This is a genomic window from Mesorhizobium sp. M0244, assembly GCF_040321795.1.
Classification (GTDB): Bacteria; Pseudomonadota; Alphaproteobacteria; order Rhizobiales; family Rhizobiaceae; genus Mesorhizobium.
In genome coordinates this window covers 49,910-64,884 of sequence record NZ_JAMYSE010000010.1, presented here as the reverse complement: position 1 = coordinate 64,884, position 14,975 = coordinate 49,910, and the positions used below count along the sequence as shown (strand labels likewise).

Below are 14,975 nucleotides of genomic sequence, written 5' to 3'. Positions count from 1 at the left end.
CCGCGCGCATTTCAACCAAGCCTCGGTGTCCAGTAGATCAACAGATAGATCGGGATCCAGGTCGCGACCACGAAATCCCAGTAGAAGACGTTGTCGCCCACATCGCCGAAACGTCGACCGCTGTAGCCATGGCGCGTGAACATCAGGACCGTCAGCACCAGCGTGTCGCCGACATCGGTGATCAGGTGTGTGGTGTGAAGGCCGAGCAGGACCCACAGCATCGAGCCGTAGGCGTTGGCATCCCAATAGATGTTGAGGGCCGGAAACTCGAACCAGCGCACGACAAGCGGTGCGATGCCGAGCACCGACATCACCACCAGGCCGATGCGAACCGGCACCATCGCACAGGCTTCGGCATAGCGGTTCAGTATGTGGTTAGGCACCACGCTGGCGAGCAGCAACAGCGTGACGATGGTGCCTGGCCAATGGTTGGGCGGCGGCACGCCTGGCGGCCATTCGGGCGACAGATACGCAAGGTAAAGATAGGCGCCTGCGGCGAGCGCGAACCCAGTGCCCTCCAGTGCCATGAAGGCGAGAGTGCCCCACCAGGTCGGGCTGCGTGGTCCGAGCCCGAAGGTCGGGAGTTTGGAAAGATCGGCGGCAAGGCGCTGTTTCATTCCTCATCCTCCGGGTCGCCTTTTGGCCAGAACCAGCCGATCAGAGTGATGGCGATCGGCCCGGCTCCCCAGACCACCGCCCACGGGCTGAAGATCGAATAAAGAAAGGTTGCGCCGATCGCGAGCGCGGCGAACAATGGCCAGATCGATGGCGTCACCGACGTCTCGCGCACATCGGGATGCGCCTCTGCCACCGTCGAAATAACAAGTTCGCGCACGTCGACGCGAAGCCCGATCGCTACGGGCAGCGTATCGCGTTCGGCCCAGAGCGGCTCGGAGTGCGTAACCACCGGAATCCGAGCGAAATTATAGCTCGGCGGCGGAGACGCCGTCGCCCATTCCAGCGTGCCCGCATGCCAGGGATTGTCGCCGGCCGGGTCACCTCTCAAGGCGCTGTGCACCAGATTTACGGTGAACAGCACGAAGCTCACAAACAGGATGACCGCCCCGGCTGTGATGAACAGGTTGATGTTGCCCCAGCCGAGCTCCACCGGGTAGGTGTAGACGCGGCGCGGCATGCCCCACAGGCCGACAATGTGCATCGGGAAGAACGCTGCATTGAAGCCGATGAAGGCGAGCCAGAAGTGCCAGCGTCCGAGACGTTCGCTCATCATCCGGCCGGTTATCTTGGGGAACCAGAAATAGGTCGCGCCCAGTAATGGGAACACCGAGCCGCCGATCAGAACGTAGTGGAAGTGCGCGACCACGAAGTAGGTGTCGTGCACTTGCAGGTCCAATGGCACCGACGCCAGCATCACGCCGGTCAGGCCGCCCGCGACGAACGTGAAGAAGAAGCCGAACACGAACAGCAGCGGCGTCCTGACTATCGGCCTTCCGTCCCACAACGTCGCCAGCCAGCAGAAGATCTGCAGTCCGTTCGGAATGGCGATCATCATGCTCGATGCGGTGAAGAAGCTCGCGCCGAGCTTCGGCAGGCCGGTTGCGAACATGTGATGAACCCACAGTCCGAACGACAGGAATCCGACCGCAATCAAGGACAGAACCATGCCCAGATAGCCGAATACCGGACGCCGGGCGAAAGCGGCGATGATCGAGGACACGATGCCGGTTGCCGGGAGAAATATTATGTAGACTTCGGGGTGGCCGAAGAACCAGAACAGGTGCTGGAAGAGCAGTACGTCGCCGCCCTCCGCGGGATTGAAAATATGGGTGCCGACCAGCCGGTCGAGGATCAGGAACGTCGACGTGATCATGACCGCCGGCATGGCGAACACGATCACGAATGAGGTGACCAGCATCGCCCATACGTAGAGCGGAATCCTGTCCAGCGACATGCCCGGCGCGCGTTGCTTCAGCACGGTAACGATGGTGGCGACGGCGACCGCCAACGACGACACTTCGGTGTAGGTGATCATCTGCGCCCACACGTCGGAGCGCTTGCCTGGCCCGAATTCGGGGCCCGATAGCGGCACGTAGGAGAACCAGCCGACGTCGGGCGCCATGTCGAGTGCAAACGACACCCAGGCGAAGAGGCCTCCCGAGAGATAGATCCAGAAGCTGAACGCATTCAGGCGCGGAAAGGCGATGTTGCGGGTGCCGACCATCAGCGGCACGAGGTAGATGCCGGTCGCCTGCACGATCGGCACCGCAAACAGGAACATCATGGTCACGCCATGCATCGTGAACAGCTGGTTGTAGCGGTCGGGCCCGATCAGTCCCCGCTCCGGCCCCGACAGTTGGATGCGCATGGCAACGGCGCTGAGGCCGCCGAGGCACAGGAACACGAAAGCGGTGATCAAATAGCGCCGCGCGACGATCTTGTGGTCGACGCTCGACAGCGCACCGATGATGCCCGGCGTCGTCTGCCATGTCCGCGCCAGCCAGCGGTCAAGGCTGGCGTCGTCGAGACCGGTATCGCGAGGACCGTCGCGCTCGGGAGCCAGGTCACCCTTTTGTGCCGCCTCGCGTTGCTGGGCGAGGTGACGCTCATGGGCCAGGTTGGCGCTGCTCATTTCAGGCCCTCGAGATAGGCGACGATCGCATTCAGCTCGTCGCCGTTCAGTCCCACCACGGGCATGTGGGCACCTGGCTTGATCCCCTGCGGATCGGCTATCCAGGCTGCGAGATTGCCACGGCTCATCGTCAGCGTCCCGGCGGCGAGCGTTTGCCGGCTCGCGATATGGGTGAGGTTGGGGGCGACCGTGCCGCCGGCGATGGTGCCGCCGATCTTGTGGCACATCACGCAGGGCCGTTTGAGGAACAGGTCATGGCCGGCTTTCGCCTCGGCCGAGGCAGGAGCGATGGCCGGCCGCAGCTGATCGTTCAGCCAGGCGTCGAAAACAGGCCGGGGTTCGGCGACGATGAAGGTGCTCATATTGGCGTGCTGCGCACCGCAGAACTCGGCGCACTGGCCACGATAGACGCCGGGCTTGTCCGCCTTCAGATCGAGAATGTTCTCGTGGCCTGGAATGAGGTCCAGCTTGCCCGAGAGGTTCGGCACCCAGAAGGAATGGATGACGTCGGTCGAAGTCACTACAAGCCGCACCGGCTCGCCCGCCGGGATGTGGATTTCATTGGCTGTCGTCAGGATGCGGTTCGGCTGATCGTTTTCGTAGCGCACCTCCCACCACCATTGATGCCCGGTCACCCGGATCGTCAGCGCCGCATCCGAGCCGATGGCGGCGAGCGTCCGGTTGGCGAAGTAGCTCAGCAGCGTCAGGCCGACCAGGATCAGGGCAGTAGCGGCGAGTGCGGCGACGACAATTCGCATCTTGCGGCGCTCGGCGGCGGGATCAAGGACAAGCGGATCGCCGAGCGGAGCCGGGCGCCGGGCCAATGGCATGATCAGCACGGCCATCACCAGAAGCCAGACCACCGTGCAAAGCGCGGTGAAGAACCAGATCAGCCATGCGAGCTCGCCCGCGGCCGGGCCTTTTGGGTCGAGCGCGGATTGCCAGCCGCTGCACCCTGCAAGGAGCAGCGTGCAGGTTGTGCAGCAGCACACCTTGCAGACAAGGCGGTTCACGGCGACTTTCCCAGCGTCGCGGCATGCGGCAGGCGATTTTCGGATGGATGGGGCATCATGTCGTCGTCGCGGCCCGGCGCAGCGGACTTCGGTGCGTTGCCGCTCAGCGCGCGGACGAAGGCGGCAAGCTCCCAGATCTGGTCATCCGGGATCTTGTTGCGAAAGCTCGGCATGCCGTTTGGCCGGCCGTCCCTGATCGTGGCGTGGATGCTTTCGATCGAGCTGCCATAGAGCCACTTCTGGTCCATGAGGGCCGGGCCCATGCCGCCACCGCCATTGGCGTGGCAGCCGGAACAGTTAAACCAGTTGAACAGGCGCTTGCCCTCGCTGAGGTGGAAGGCATTGGCCTCGAACACGCCGGCCTTGTCGTCGGACGCGGCCGGCCGCTGGCCGCCCGGTTCAAGGGCTGTGACGGCTGCCGGTTGGTCACCCGAGCCAAGCGCCGACTGTGGACGCGTATCGCGTTTCTCGCGCTGGCAAGCGACAAGGACGAGCATTGCCGACAGCAAGCATGGAAGGCCGCGGTTCATCGCGCTGCTGTCCCGGTGATGTCCAAGCGGGGCACGCCATATTCCGCCAGGATTGCACCGATTTCGGCGCGGTGCTTGGCGAGAGCGGCGTCTACTTCGCTGCGCAGCGCATCGTCCTGGCGGCGCACGCCCATCGAGATGTCGTAGATCATCGGCAGCAGCGGGCCGTCGATGCGCGGCGCAACCGGCGTAATCCGCAACGGCACTTTTTGCCTGGCGGCGAAGTAGCCGGCCAACGGTCCCCAGACGACGGCCATATCGATGTCGCCATTGGCGACCGCCTCGATGATGCGCGCCGGCGGGTTCGGCGCTGAATAGTCGCCATAGACCGGGAAACCGATGAGATGGCCGACAATGCCGCGGCGCCCCAGCGCCTGGACGGGCGGCGAGTTGGCGCCGTCGTCGCCGATCAGCTGGACGCCGACATGCAGATCGCGCAGGCGAGGATCGTTGAAGGACGTAATTTCCGGCGCATCCTCGCGTGTCACGAACACGTAGGAAGACCGGTAGTAGGGCGCGGTGGTGCGCAGCATCTCGAGATTGGCGGGCGTGCCGGGCACCAGATCGCACAGGCCGGCTTTCAGTGTGTTGCGGACGAAGCCACGGCGCTGTGCCCACCAGGTGTAGGAAACCGTCGCACCAAGCTCGCTGGCGACGAGTTCGGCAATCTTGTTTTCAAAGCCCTCTCTGGCGGCATTGGAGAATGGCATGTTGTTGGGATCGGCGCAGACCCTCAGCTCGCGCGCATCGGCAAGGGTGGCGACAAGCGAGAGCGCCAGTGCGCCGATCGCGGCGGCAAGGTGCCGGGAACGCTTTCGCCGTGGGCGCGCAACGCGGTCGATCCTCTCAAGGCAGCCGGAACACATACAGCGTACCTCCCGGCGTGGTTACATCCTTCAGATCCTTCATGACGTTGACAAAGCCGAGCGCAGCGGTGGCGTCGCGCGGGTCGAGATCGCCGGACACGATCGCGCCGGCCCAGCCGCCGACGCCCGAAAGGATCGCGACATATTGGTGCCCGTCCGGGCCGCGATAGGTGATCGGCTGGCCAATGATGCCGGACGACGTCTTGAACTGCCAAAGCAGTTCGCCGGTCCTGGCGCTGACCGCCTTGAACCAGCCTTCCATGGTGCCGTAGAACACGACATTGCCGGCGGTGGCGACGGCGCCGCTCCACACCGGAAAATCCTCCTTCAGGCTCCATGCCGGCTTGGCGGCAGCGACATCCCAGGCGGTGAATGCACCGCGATTGCCGCCCGGCCCGGGGATCATGCGCACATTCATGCCGACATAGGGTGTGCCGGCGATGTAATTCACCTCGACGCCTTCTTCGTCCATGCACAGGTTGTTGTGCGGGATATAGAGCAGGCCGGTCTTGGGCGAGAACGCCGAGGGCTGCCAATCCTTCAGGCCTGATGCGGTCGGGCAGATGTCGCGCACCACCTTGCCGGTGCCGGTCTTTTTGTCCGGATTTGCAATCAGCCGGCCGGTCTTGAGATCGACCCCCTTGCTGGAATTGACCGGCCCGAACGGCACCGCCGACAAGACCTCGCCGGTCGTGCGATCCAACAGGTAGACGTAGCCGTTGCGTTCCGGCCGCACGAGCACCTTGCGGGGCTTGCCCTGCCAAGTCATGTCGAGCAGCACCTGTTCGTTGATGCCGTCATAATCGTGCAGGTCATGCGGGGTCCATTGATAGAACCATTTGGCCGCGCCGGTATCGGGATCGCGGGCAAAGACGCCGGCGGTCCATTTGTTGTCGCCGGGTCGCAGATCCGGATTCCACGGGCCGGGATTTCCGGTGCCGTGGAAGATCAGGTTCAGATCCGGGTCATAGGAGATCCAGCCCCACACATTGCCGCCGCCGATCTTCCAGGCGTCGGGCGGCCACGAGGTCACGCCGAGATCCTTGCCCCTGTCCATATCGTAATGCGGCTTGAAATCGGGGCCGATCAGCACCTCGGCGTCGGGGCCGGTGTTGTAGGCCGTCCAGACGACGTGCCCGTCGCCGGCGTCGAGGGCCTTGATCCAGCCGCGCACGCCCATTTCGCCGCCGGAATTGCCGACCAGCACCTTGCCCTTCACCACCAGCGGCGCCATGGTGATGGTCTCGCCGATATTGATGTTGCCGATATGGGTGTTCCAGACCGGCTTGCCGGTGGCCGCATCGACGGCGATGGCGTGGCCGTCAAGCGTGTTGAAATAGATGCGCCCGTCGAAGAAGGCCGCGCCGCGGTTGACCACGTCGCAACAGGCAACGCCCTGCGCCGCGGGCTCGGGATTGGGCTCGAACTTCCACTTCATCGGCGCGCCAGGCTTGGTAAGGTCAAGCGCGTAGAGGATGTTGGGAAACGGCGTCACGATGTACATGGTGTTGCCGATGACCAGCGGCGCGGCCTCGTGACCCTTGTTGACGCCGGTCGAGAAGGTGAAGGCCACCTGCAGGTTCTTGACGTTGTCCTCAGTGATCTCCGCAAGTTCGCTGTAGCGGGTCGAGGCATAGTTCTTAGCCGGCATCGTCCACTGGCCGTCGTCGGGCGGAGCAGCTGCGGCCGGCGGATTTATCGCAGGGCCTGATGCGGGCTGAGCAACCGCCGCGGCGATCAGCGCAAACCCTGCCAGCAGCGTCCAACCCAGCATCGCCGCCATTGGCCTCTTTCCCGCTTTGCCAGGCCTAATTCTCGCCGCCACCAGTCGCGCTTGCCTCATTTGCATGTCGAGCTGCCGACGTTGGCGCCGAGCTCCATTAGCTGCAGCGGCGCCGTGTTTGTTGAACACTCTCCAACGCGTGAGCGGCGCAGAAGTGCCAATGGAATGAAATAAATGTCGGATTCGGTTGGCCAAAGTCGACGGCCGGGCGGTCGGGACAGCCGATCCGAGTGTTCGTATTCAAGTCGGAAATAAAACTGCTCCCGCGGCGGTCCGGGTTCGGCTGGAACGGAGCGGCGCTTTTCGCAGTTGTGTCGAATGCTGTCTGCAGTCGAGCAACTGGCTCAATCGGTGAAAGAGCGGCGAGCGATCTTGTTCGTTGGAGCCGGGGTGTCGATGAGCGTCGGCTTGCCGTCCTGGCAAAAGCTCATCGAGCACATGCAAAACGAGCTCGGTCTCGATGACGACACGACCGGCGCACCGGAGGCCAGCTATCAGGCCCTTGCCGAATATTACCGGCTGAAGCAGGGGAGCCTCGGCTCGTTGCGCAGGTGGATGGATCGCGAATGGAGCGTGTCGCGGGAAAAAGTGCGGGGTTCGGCGATCCACAAGCTTATCGTGTCGCTCGATTTTCCGATCATCTACACCACCAATTATGATCGCAACCTCGAGGTTGCCTTCGAGATACATGGCCGGCCCTTTGTGAAAGTGGCCAATGCAAAGGACTTGCCCAAGACGACCGGCGAGGTCACCCAGATCATCAAATTCCACGGCGATTTCGACGACGACAAATCGCTGGTCCTGGCGGAGACCGACTATTTCGACCGGCTTTCATTCGATTCGCCGCTCGACGTGAAGTTTCGCGCCGACGCGCTTGGGCGTACTATCCTGTTCATCGGCTACAGCATGTCCGATATGAACATCCGTCTGCTGCTGCATAGGCTTTGGCAGACCTGGCGGCGGTCGGGTTACGAGAAGAATCGCCCGAAATCCTTCATCTTCATGTCGCAGCCGAGCATCGTCCAGGAGGCTGTCCTCGGCCGCTGGGGAATCGATATGCTGACCGAAGAGGCCGACGATCCTGAGGACGCGCTGCTCGCATTCCTGAACGAACTCAAGGACAGCATCGGCCGGCCCGACGGCGCCTGAAAAGCCTGCGCAGTGACGAAGCTGTGGGGAACCGGCTGGCCCGAAGTGAGTTGGGGAGGCTAAGTCTCACGGGGATCCAGCCTGTATGAGCGGACGCAAACACAAGCGAAGAATGCATACCAAACATGGCCTGTCGGCCGAGCAGGCCTACGAGATCAATTTCTTTGCCCGCAGGTGCGGCCTGACCAGGGACGAAGCGCTCAAGATGATGCAAGATGCCGGTCGGTTCAAGGATGGCGCGAAGGCATCTTACGAAACCGGGGCGAAGTAGCGGCATAGAGTCCCGCCTCGTGGGCGGCCTTTCTTGGGACGGTCATCCTGATGCAGATGCCGCCGGGGCCTGACAGTCTGCTGGTGATGGCGCGTGGCATCGGGCAGGGCCGTGAGGTTGCCCTGTTCACCGTCCTGGGAATGACCCTCGGCGCCGGCATGGTCCAGTTGCCGCTCCTTGCCCTCGGCATATCGTCGCTGCTCCAGGCATCGCCCCTTGCCTTTGCCATGCTTCGCTGGGTGGGTGCAGCCTATCTGGTTTGGCTTGGATCACGTCTGGTATTGTCGCCGTCGGCCGGCGTGGCCCTCGAGGAGCCTAGGGCCGTTGAGCCGCTCGCGGCAGCGCGCGAAGGGATGATCGCCAATCTGGTAAATCCCTGGCCAATAACCTTCATGGTGGCTTTCCTTCCACAGTTCGTCGATCCCGCGCGCGGATCGGTCACACTGCAATTGCTGCTGCTCGGCGGCACCCAAAAGATGACCGGTGTGCTGGTGCTGGGCACATATGCGCTCGCATCCGGTACGCTCGGGGCCTGGACCATGAGACGACCGAAGGTAAGGCTCTGGCAGCAGCGCGTGGCAGGCTGCTTCGTCGTCGGTCTCGGTATCCGCATGGCAATCGGTGGCGCGCACCGCTGAGGATCGAGCGATCCACCGGCCCTCGGTCATGGAACATCCGCCGACAATTTTCGTTGACATGCTCCACAAGGCGAAGAGGTCGAGCATGTCGAAGTTCCAAGCCGCTACCCCGGAGCGTTTGCAGCAGCTCAGGCTCGAGGCGACAGCGCACTTTGCGCCGCTCATATTGCGCGATGCGCTGGTGCGTCTCAGCCAGGCCTGTGGAAGCGAGAGCCTCGACCGGTTCGAGAAGACGATGGTCGACCAAATCGAGGCATCGCGTGACGAAAAGGCCGATTTTGATGCGATGAGGGAATTTGCCATCGAACAGCTCTATGGCTGGATTCGAGAGGTCAAGTCTTCACCGGACACGAAACAGCCGCTGGAGAACGTAGACACCCGAAGGACCCCTGGCCGGTCGGAAGAGCCGCAGACGCTGGAAGACCAGCTGCAGGCGGGTCTGGAGGATTCTTTCCCCGCAAGCGACCCGCCGGCTGTTGTTTCCACCGCGATCCCCGGCGGATCGAAGAAGCTGGTCGGAACCGACGAGGTCCTCAGGCAGCAGCGGGAGAAAAAGGCCGAGGACGCCGGCCATTCGCGATGAACGGCACTGCGGGGAGGCAGCCTGCCGGTTCACCCGCCGTCCGGCACGAAGGCTGCCGGGGCATGCGCGTCATGCGGCTCGCCTTCGACAAGAATGTTCGCTTCCAAAGCCGCGTCGATAAATGCTTCGCGGGCTTCCGCTGCCGTAATCTGGCCGATCTGGGCGCCATCCAATGCATCTGCCGCCATCAGCGACAACGGGGCATTGCGGGCAGGCCATTTCTCGCTTTTGAGGCAGTAAGAGGCCTCGAAAACGGAGCTGACCATTCGCGATCGTCCCGGCTTGCCGAAGTAGATGCAAACCGGAGCATCGAACTTTATCTCCAGCATGGCGGTCCTCCCGATTTAACCACCCTTGATATAAATTAGCCTCAGCGGGTCACATGGCCTGCAGGGCATTTTAGCCGACATCGCAGACCTCAGTGGGATTGGTGCCTGCCGGTATTTCGGCGACGACATCGTGCGCCAGAATGCCCGCCTTGCGGGCGAATGCTTCGAACGCCGCGCGCACCGTCTCGGCATCGACCTCGTCAGCCAGCCCGGCGCGACAGGCGTCGAACGCCGCCTTGTGCGCCGGGCCGCGGCTCGGCCATTCGTTTAAGACGTCATAGGCCTGCCAGATATTTTCGACATGGCGAGGGAAACCAAGGCCGACGAGAATTGGAACGGGGCGGCCAAACGATTTTTTTGCCATCTGTGTCTCCGCGAAAGAGCCTGTCGCGTCAACGCTCGAGGCGGACACGAGGCCGATGCCCTTTAACGCGGGATTGCTGCACGGGTTGCAGCGGGTTTGTTCGATCGTGCGCCGGCCGGTCCTGGCGTCACTTGTTGGTCCGCATCTTTTGCCGGGGATTGATACCGCCTTGAGGCGTGGTGTCGTTCTCGACATCGCCTTCGAACGTGTTGTTGCCCTGATCGAGCCGGTCGCCCTCCTTGATCGTTCCCTTGGAACTGCCGATGCCGGGATCGTTGGCAAGGTCGCTGTCGGCCGGCGTTTTGCCTTTGGCGTGCTTGTTTCCTGTCATGGATTCCTCCTGTTTTTTGAGGTGGCGGGCTGTCCTTGAGGGTGGCGGGCCAAGGCCCGCTGCGAGATCGCGCTTTGACGTGCCAATGGCGGCGCCCCGGATTATCGGACGACCTCGATTCGAACTCCGCGATGCCGGTGGTTGTTCCGTCAAGAATATCGCTGCCGGCTGGATTGCCCAGCCAAGCCGGTTTCTGGAGCCGGGTGATTTTCGCCAACCGGAACGATCTTTCGCCCAATGCATTTAACTGGTCTGCGCTCACGAACTCATTCTGGACGGGAGCTGGACCATTGCCTTCCACAGCCTACGCCTTGGCGAACCGCGAAACCGAAGAAGTTTCCATCGTCCATCTCATACCCGCTTTAAGGGCTTTCGCGCGTACCTTCTGCCGCACTCCCGATGATGCCGACGACCTGGTCCAGGAGACGCTGACCAAGGGACTGGCCAACATCGACAAGTTCGAGGCTGGAACGCGCATGAAGTCATGGCTTTTCACCATCATGCGGAACACTTACTACACGCGTGTCAGAGCCGCCGTGCGGGAAGCGCCCGGCCTGCTCGACTGCGCTTCCCTGCGGCCGATCTCGGAAGCGACGCAGGAATGGTCTGTCCAAGGCAAGGAAGTTCACCAAGCCATCCAGAGCCTTCCCGAGCACCAGCGCGAGGTCCTGATGCTGATAGGCGTGCTGGGCGTCAGCTATGAGGAAACGGCCGAAATATGCGGTTGCGCGGTGGGAACCGTGAAAAGCCGGCTCAACCGCGCACGCGCCGGCGTGCTGGAATACCTTGGCGAAAGCTCCTCGCAAACCCTGATGGAACGGCGCAGCTATCTGTCCGAAGGACAACTGGACTTCGAAGCCGAGAGGCGCCGCTAATACATGTCACGCTAGTTACTGGTTTCGCGCAAGCGCCTTTCGACAAGCGCATGCTGCAATTCGATCGCAAGTTTGGTCAGCCGGTCAGGAACCTTTTCCTGCTCGATGGCCGCAAGCAAGGAAGCAATTTCCCGGTCTATCGTCAGATCGGCACGCGTGTTGACGGAATCTTCCCTTGAGCGAGACATCGCGTTCTCTTGGCAAATGTTGGTCCCTTCACCTCACTCTGGTGGCAGCAGTGCGACTTTGCAAGAATTTGCACGCCATCCGTGCGAACGGCTTCGATCCTTGCACAGCTTCGTCGGCGGTTGGGCTCTCGCCGCCTGCCAATTGCTCACCGGCTGCAAGCCCACATGCGGCCGCAACGATCAGTCTTCAGGCCGCCGATCCGCCGAATGATCCTGGTACTGCTCGGATTTGACCCTATTACCGTCGAGCCCGCGCTCCTTGGTGTGCTGCTTCTTGTCTCTGTTGGACAGAACAGTGTTCTCCCCGATCTTATCCTTGGGAAGATCGGTCATTGCGCCAGCGCCAGCGCCTTTGCCGTGACTGCCGCGACCGATGTGCTTCTTGCTGCCGGACGCCATCTTGTCCTCCTTCATACTGTCGAATAGCGGCTTTTCCCGTTCGGCATCCGAACCAGCGTTGGGCCGCAATGTTCCGCTGGAAATCGTAAGCAGGAAGGCATCGCCATCCCAGTGCCGGAACGGCCTTTCGCCGCCGACGAGGACTTGCATGCCATTCGCATTAGCGAAGTCATGAACATCGGCGCGATCCAGCGCCGGCGATCCGCGATATGAATAATTCAAAAGCACGGCCATGCCCGGCCTCTTCAGCACGCGCGCGATTTCCACGAAATGCCGTTCCGCGAGGCCAGCCAGCACCAGATAGGGAAAGCTGTCGACGGCCAGCACGCGGTCGAAGCTGGCATTGCCGAAATCGGCAAGATCGAAACCCTGGGTAGGGCGGAATTCTACATTGCCGAGCCCGGTGCATCGCCGCCGGGCGATCGAGATCATCGCCGGGGATATGTCGATGCCGACGATCCGGCGCGATAGAGGGGAGAGCGCGCGTTCGAAACGACCGATACCACAGCCGATATCGAGTATGTCGCGTTCGGTGCCGGTAAAGCCTCGCCTCTCCAGCCATGCGCCGATCTCAGCCGTCGCGGCCGCGAGTTTTTCCTCATCGCCCAGCGACGACAGCTGGACGCTCGCCGCCGGGGAAATCGCCGCCGCCGCGTCAAACCCGGCTGCCAGCCGCTTGACGACCGCATCGTCCGTCTCTCCCTCACCGCGTTCGTGCCGAACGGCAGCACCCGTTTTGCGCAGCGTGGCGAAGATCTCGGGCCTACGCTGAAGCAGGTCGGCAATCCGTTGCAGTTTTGCCGTCTTTCGCGGATCGGCCGAGTGCATATTTAGCGCAAGCTCAGCCAAATCTGCAGCATCGATTCCTGTCTCGAAACGGAGTGCCAGCCTGGCGATGACGGCTTCGACACAAGCACCGTCCGCCATGCAGTCCTCCAGCACCAGCCTTGCTGAAATCGACTGCTCGGATCTCAACTGGGTCGCGCTCATCGCGCCGCGCTCCGCGTCCAGATCTTGCGCATGGTCCACCGGTCGACGGCGCCCCAGCTGTATTTGTAGGCTTCTTGTCCGCGCAGAAAATCGAACTCTTCCGCGCCTTCGCAGACCGCCTGCCTTACCGCTTGGCCAATGAGCAACGCGCCGGGACTTTCCTCGGCGTAGGCCGGATCGAAGCCACCGAGATAGGCATAGGAGCGGCCGTGATGATGGAATCCGTAATAGGCGCCCACGATCGCGCCACCAATGGCGACAAGCCAGCATCGGGCAAGCGCCTGAGCAGCCAACTGCGGCAGCGCCTTACGGTGGAATGCTTCCACGCGGCCGTCGGACAGGACACCGTCGCCGTGTGCGGCCCAGCGCGCGCGGTGAAGGCGGATCAAATGATCGAGGAATGTCTGTGGGTCGGACAGTGCGCGTTCGATGGACACCCGGCCACGTCTCGAAGCGGCTCTGTGGGCGCGGCGCAGTTGGCGTCTTCGCCGCGCCGGAACGCAGCTTTGAAGCGTCTCGTCACCACCAATGGAAAGCACCGGGCAAGCGGCGTGGCCGACAGCCTGGCTCGTTTCGAGCCCGGCATGCCTGATGGCGAGGCCGGCGCCGCCGGCCGGCAGGTCCTGCAAGATCCATTGCGACCAATCGACGGAAAGAACCGCGCCGGCGATGGCGGCGGCGACCGGTTCGGCGATCTCGGGAAGACAAAGGACGTCCAGATAGTCGCTCAACGAAATCCCGAGCGGAAGCAATCGCGCGCCGGCTTCCTGGTGTTCCAGATAGAGCGGCGCCAGGCCGACCAGATCATCGCCACGCCAGACAGCGACCGTCGCAAGCTCACCGGGAGCGAATGTCCGCCACCACGGCACCAGCCATGCGGGCGACTGGAACGGCGTCGCCGAAGGACTGCGCGACCAGAGCTCCCACCAGTGCGGTTCGAGGGCTTCGAGGCCCGCCGGATCGTCGATGATCTCGCTGCGGAACATGTCCGTTCACTTCGTCGCCGCGAGCTGTCCGCTGTTCGTGCCAAGCCGTGCCAGCGCGTGGTAGGCGTCCATGTAGGAAGAAACCATGCGGTCGAGTGAAAAGCGCCGGCGCGCCTCGGCCCGGCACGTCTCGGGATTCAGGCCGGATGCTGCAACGATGGCTTCCGCCATATCGTCGACACCCCCGACGAGATACCCGGTCTTGCCATGCTCGACCACATCGGGCAGTGCGCCATTCGGGAAGGCCACCACGGGGGTCCCGCAGGCGAGTGCCTCCATGGCGACGAGCGAACTGGTTTCCGCGGCAAGGCTCGGGATGAGCAGGCAGCGGGCCGCGTTGAGCAAGCGCCGCTTGGCGACGAAGCCAAGCGGACCGAGGAAGCGGCGCCGGTCGTCCAGCCGCGGCTCGACCTCGTCGCGAAAATACGCGGTGTGGGTTTCGTAGGGGTAGACTTTGCCGCCGATGACCAACGGCACACCGGCTTTTTGGGCCGCGTCCAGCGCCAGATGGATGCCCTTTTCCGGGCAGACGCGGCTGAGCACGAGCGCAAAGTCGCGTTTGGCCTGCCGTTCACTCAACGCATCGATGTCCACCCCGTTGGGGATCGGTTCGATCAGCCTGGCGCCCGGTGGCGCGGTTCGTTGCTGAGCCGCCGATACCGCATGCAGCCACAGATCGTTCCGCGCCGGATTGAGAGCGTCGGCCGGATACCAGTCGAGCGGCAAATGCAAGGTCACCAATGTCGGCCCGTCGCCTGGCAGATAGGCATCAAAATCGATGCCGTGCAAATGAACCACGTCGATCGGCCAGCGAGCCCGTGCGCTGGCGATTGCAGCGCGATGCCCACGCTGCGCCCGACGCTTCGCCGCTTCATCGAGCACGCCCGGTTCCGCCGGCGTCTCGATGAGAGTGCCCGCAGCGCTCGAGCCCTGGCAGCCGATCACGATCGAACGGTGTCCGGCCTGTACGAGCGCCTGGTCGAGCATCGACAGCACCTGCTCGGCGCCGCCGACCGCATCCGGCCCGACCGGGGCGAGGGGATAGGCGACGTTGAGGACGGTGAGCGTCATGGCTGGCGAGCCGAAGCTC

The 14,975-nt window shown here is 63.0% G+C and carries 18 protein-coding genes and 1 pseudogene; 6 read left to right on the top strand and 13 right to left on the bottom strand.

All coding sequences use genetic code 11. The features are described 5' to 3' along the window. Positions 1-11 precede the first annotated feature (11 nt). From NKJ08_RS10335 to NKJ08_RS10310, 6 genes are read right to left on the bottom strand one after another with little or no spacing between them, the layout of a single operon-like run. Positions 12-617 (bottom strand): cytochrome c oxidase subunit 3, encoded by a 606-nt coding sequence (locus tag NKJ08_RS10335; protein ID WP_352527102.1) that lies wholly within the window; start codon positions 615-617, stop codon positions 12-14. After that, positions 614-2,590 carry a cytochrome c oxidase subunit I gene (gene ctaD, locus NKJ08_RS10330; RefSeq protein ID WP_352527103.1) on the bottom strand — a complete coding sequence of 659 codons (1,977 nt, stop codon included), beginning with the start codon at positions 2,588-2,590 and terminating at the stop codon, positions 614-616. Before ctaD ends, NKJ08_RS10335 begins: the two co-directional genes overlap by 4 nt. Continuing rightward, entirely contained in the window at positions 2,587-3,603 is a 1,017-nt protein-coding gene (gene coxB / locus NKJ08_RS10325; protein WP_352527104.1) for a cytochrome c oxidase subunit II, read from the bottom strand. Before coxB ends, ctaD begins: the two co-directional genes overlap by 4 nt. Next, a complete protein-coding gene (locus tag NKJ08_RS10320; protein ID WP_352781710.1) occupies positions 3,600-4,133 on the bottom strand; it encodes a c-type cytochrome in 534 nt (177 codons plus the stop codon). The genes coxB and NKJ08_RS10320 overlap by 4 nt, the downstream gene beginning before the upstream one ends. Then, positions 4,130-4,999: a substrate-binding domain-containing protein gene (locus NKJ08_RS10315; protein ID WP_352527106.1), complete on the bottom strand. Its 870-nt coding sequence runs from the start codon at positions 4,997-4,999 to the stop codon at positions 4,130-4,132. Before NKJ08_RS10315 ends, NKJ08_RS10320 begins: the two co-directional genes overlap by 4 nt. Further along, entirely contained in the window at positions 4,980-6,773 is a 1,794-nt protein-coding gene (locus NKJ08_RS10310; RefSeq protein WP_502904208.1) for a methanol/ethanol family PQQ-dependent dehydrogenase, read from the bottom strand. Before NKJ08_RS10310 ends, NKJ08_RS10315 begins: the two co-directional genes overlap by 20 nt. A 327-nt stretch (positions 6,774-7,100) precedes the next feature. Between NKJ08_RS10310 and NKJ08_RS10305 the strand changes: the two genes are divergently transcribed. From NKJ08_RS10305 to NKJ08_RS10290, 4 genes are all read left to right on the top strand, one after another. Further along, positions 7,101-7,931, top strand: coding sequence for an SIR2 family NAD-dependent protein deacylase (locus NKJ08_RS10305; RefSeq protein ID WP_352527108.1), 831 nt, complete (start codon positions 7,101-7,103; stop codon positions 7,929-7,931). A gap of 112 nt (positions 7,932-8,043) precedes the next feature. Continuing rightward, positions 8,044-8,202, top strand: a complete 159-nt coding sequence (locus NKJ08_RS10300) for a hypothetical protein (RefSeq protein WP_352781709.1) — start codon at positions 8,044-8,046, stop codon at positions 8,200-8,202. Positions 8,203-8,252: 50 nt separating this feature from the next. Then, entirely contained in the window at positions 8,253-8,840 is a 588-nt protein-coding gene (locus NKJ08_RS10295) for a LysE family translocator (protein ID WP_352527110.1), read from the top strand. A gap of 166 nt (positions 8,841-9,006) precedes the next feature. Continuing rightward, the gene (locus tag NKJ08_RS10290; RefSeq protein ID WP_352527111.1) at positions 9,007-9,423 is read left to right on the top strand and encodes a hypothetical protein; all 417 of its coding nucleotides are present in this window, start codon (positions 9,007-9,009) and stop codon (positions 9,421-9,423) included. A 29-nt stretch (positions 9,424-9,452) separates the two neighbouring features. On the opposite strand, the gene NKJ08_RS10285 is transcribed toward NKJ08_RS10290, so the two are convergent. The 3 genes from NKJ08_RS10285 to NKJ08_RS10275 all read right to left on the bottom strand — a co-directional run bounded on the left by NKJ08_RS10285 (position 9,453) and on the right by NKJ08_RS10275 (position 10,447). After that, positions 9,453-9,752, bottom strand: a complete 300-nt coding sequence (locus tag NKJ08_RS10285; protein WP_352781708.1) for a DUF982 domain-containing protein — start codon at positions 9,750-9,752, stop codon at positions 9,453-9,455. A 70-nt stretch (positions 9,753-9,822) separates the two neighbouring features. Further along, a complete protein-coding gene (locus tag NKJ08_RS10280; protein ID WP_352527113.1) occupies positions 9,823-10,116 on the bottom strand; it encodes a DUF982 domain-containing protein in 294 nt (97 codons plus the stop codon). Between the two features lie 127 nt (positions 10,117-10,243). Continuing rightward, positions 10,244-10,447, bottom strand: coding sequence for a hypothetical protein (locus NKJ08_RS10275; RefSeq protein ID WP_352488465.1), 204 nt, complete (start codon positions 10,445-10,447; stop codon positions 10,244-10,246). A gap of 290 nt (positions 10,448-10,737) precedes the next feature. On the opposite strand from NKJ08_RS10275, the gene NKJ08_RS10270 reads away from it, so the two are divergent. Then, the gene (locus tag NKJ08_RS10270) at positions 10,738-11,322 is read left to right on the top strand and encodes a sigma-70 family RNA polymerase sigma factor (protein ID WP_502896056.1); all 585 of its coding nucleotides are present in this window, start codon (positions 10,738-10,740) and stop codon (positions 11,320-11,322) included. A 50-nt stretch (positions 11,323-11,372) separates the two neighbouring features. Then, entirely contained in the window at positions 11,373-11,501 is a 129-nt protein-coding gene (locus NKJ08_RS10265) for a hypothetical protein (protein WP_352527114.1), read from the top strand. A gap of 189 nt (positions 11,502-11,690) precedes the next feature. Here the strand turns inward: NKJ08_RS10265 and NKJ08_RS10260 are convergent, their stop codons facing one another. From NKJ08_RS10260 to NKJ08_RS10245, 4 genes and pseudogenes are all read right to left on the bottom strand, one after another. Then, a complete protein-coding gene (locus tag NKJ08_RS10260) occupies positions 11,691-11,909 on the bottom strand; it encodes a hypothetical protein (protein WP_352527202.1) in 219 nt (72 codons plus the stop codon). A 222-nt stretch (positions 11,910-12,131) separates the two neighbouring features. Beyond that, positions 12,132-12,737: pseudogene (locus NKJ08_RS10255) on the bottom strand (class I SAM-dependent methyltransferase); the annotation flags it as partial. A gap of 158 nt (positions 12,738-12,895) precedes the next feature. Then, positions 12,896-13,885 carry a GNAT family N-acetyltransferase gene (locus NKJ08_RS10250; RefSeq protein WP_352527115.1) on the bottom strand — a complete coding sequence of 330 codons (990 nt, stop codon included), beginning with the start codon at positions 13,883-13,885 and terminating at the stop codon, positions 12,896-12,898. Positions 13,886-13,891: 6 nt separating this feature from the next. After that, complete coding sequence (locus tag NKJ08_RS10245) at positions 13,892-14,956, bottom strand: glycosyltransferase family 4 protein (RefSeq protein WP_352527116.1); 1,065 nt, start codon at positions 14,954-14,956, stop codon at positions 13,892-13,894. Between the last annotated feature and the right edge of the window lie 19 nt (positions 14,957-14,975).

Bases quoted from the DNA above. Each gene is read 5' to 3' on its own strand.
- NKJ08_RS10335 (WP_352527102.1), bottom strand. From the start codon at position 617: ATGAAACAGCGCCTTGCCGCCGATCTTTCCAAACTCCCGACCTTCGGG.
- ctaD (WP_352527103.1), bottom strand. From the start codon at position 2,590: ATGAGCAGCGCCAACCTGGCCCATGAGCGTCACCTCGCCCAGCAACGC.
- NKJ08_RS10320 (WP_352781710.1), bottom strand. From the start codon at position 4,133: ATGAACCGCGGCCTTCCATGCTTGCTGTCGGCAATGCTCGTCCTTGTC.
- NKJ08_RS10315 (WP_352527106.1), bottom strand. From the start codon at position 4,999: ATGTGTTCCGGCTGCCTTGAGAGGATCGACCGCGTTGCGCGCCCACGG.
- NKJ08_RS10310 (WP_502904208.1), bottom strand. From the start codon at position 6,773: ATGCTGGGTTGGACGCTGCTGGCAGGGTTTGCGCTGATCGCCGCGGCG.
- NKJ08_RS10305 (WP_352527108.1), top strand. From the start codon at position 7,101: ATGCTGTCTGCAGTCGAGCAACTGGCTCAATCGGTGAAAGAGCGGCGA.
- NKJ08_RS10300 (WP_352781709.1), top strand. From the start codon at position 8,044: ATGCATACCAAACATGGCCTGTCGGCCGAGCAGGCCTACGAGATCAAT.
- NKJ08_RS10295 (WP_352527110.1), top strand. From the start codon at position 8,253: ATGCAGATGCCGCCGGGGCCTGACAGTCTGCTGGTGATGGCGCGTGGC.
- NKJ08_RS10285 (WP_352781708.1), bottom strand. From the start codon at position 9,752: ATGCTGGAGATAAAGTTCGATGCTCCGGTTTGCATCTACTTCGGCAAG.
- NKJ08_RS10280 (WP_352527113.1), bottom strand. From the start codon at position 10,116: ATGGCAAAAAAATCGTTTGGCCGCCCCGTTCCAATTCTCGTCGGCCTT.
- NKJ08_RS10275 (WP_352488465.1), bottom strand. From the start codon at position 10,447: ATGACAGGAAACAAGCACGCCAAAGGCAAAACGCCGGCCGACAGCGAC.
- NKJ08_RS10265 (WP_352527114.1), top strand. From the start codon at position 11,373: ATGCTGCAATTCGATCGCAAGTTTGGTCAGCCGGTCAGGAACCTTTTC.
- NKJ08_RS10260 (WP_352527202.1), bottom strand. From the start codon at position 11,909: ATGGCGTCCGGCAGCAAGAAGCACATCGGTCGCGGCAGTCACGGCAAA.
- NKJ08_RS10250 (WP_352527115.1), bottom strand. From the start codon at position 13,885: ATGTTCCGCAGCGAGATCATCGACGATCCGGCGGGCCTCGAAGCCCTC.
- NKJ08_RS10245 (WP_352527116.1), bottom strand. From the start codon at position 14,956: ATGACGCTCACCGTCCTCAACGTCGCCTATCCCCTCGCCCCGGTCGGG.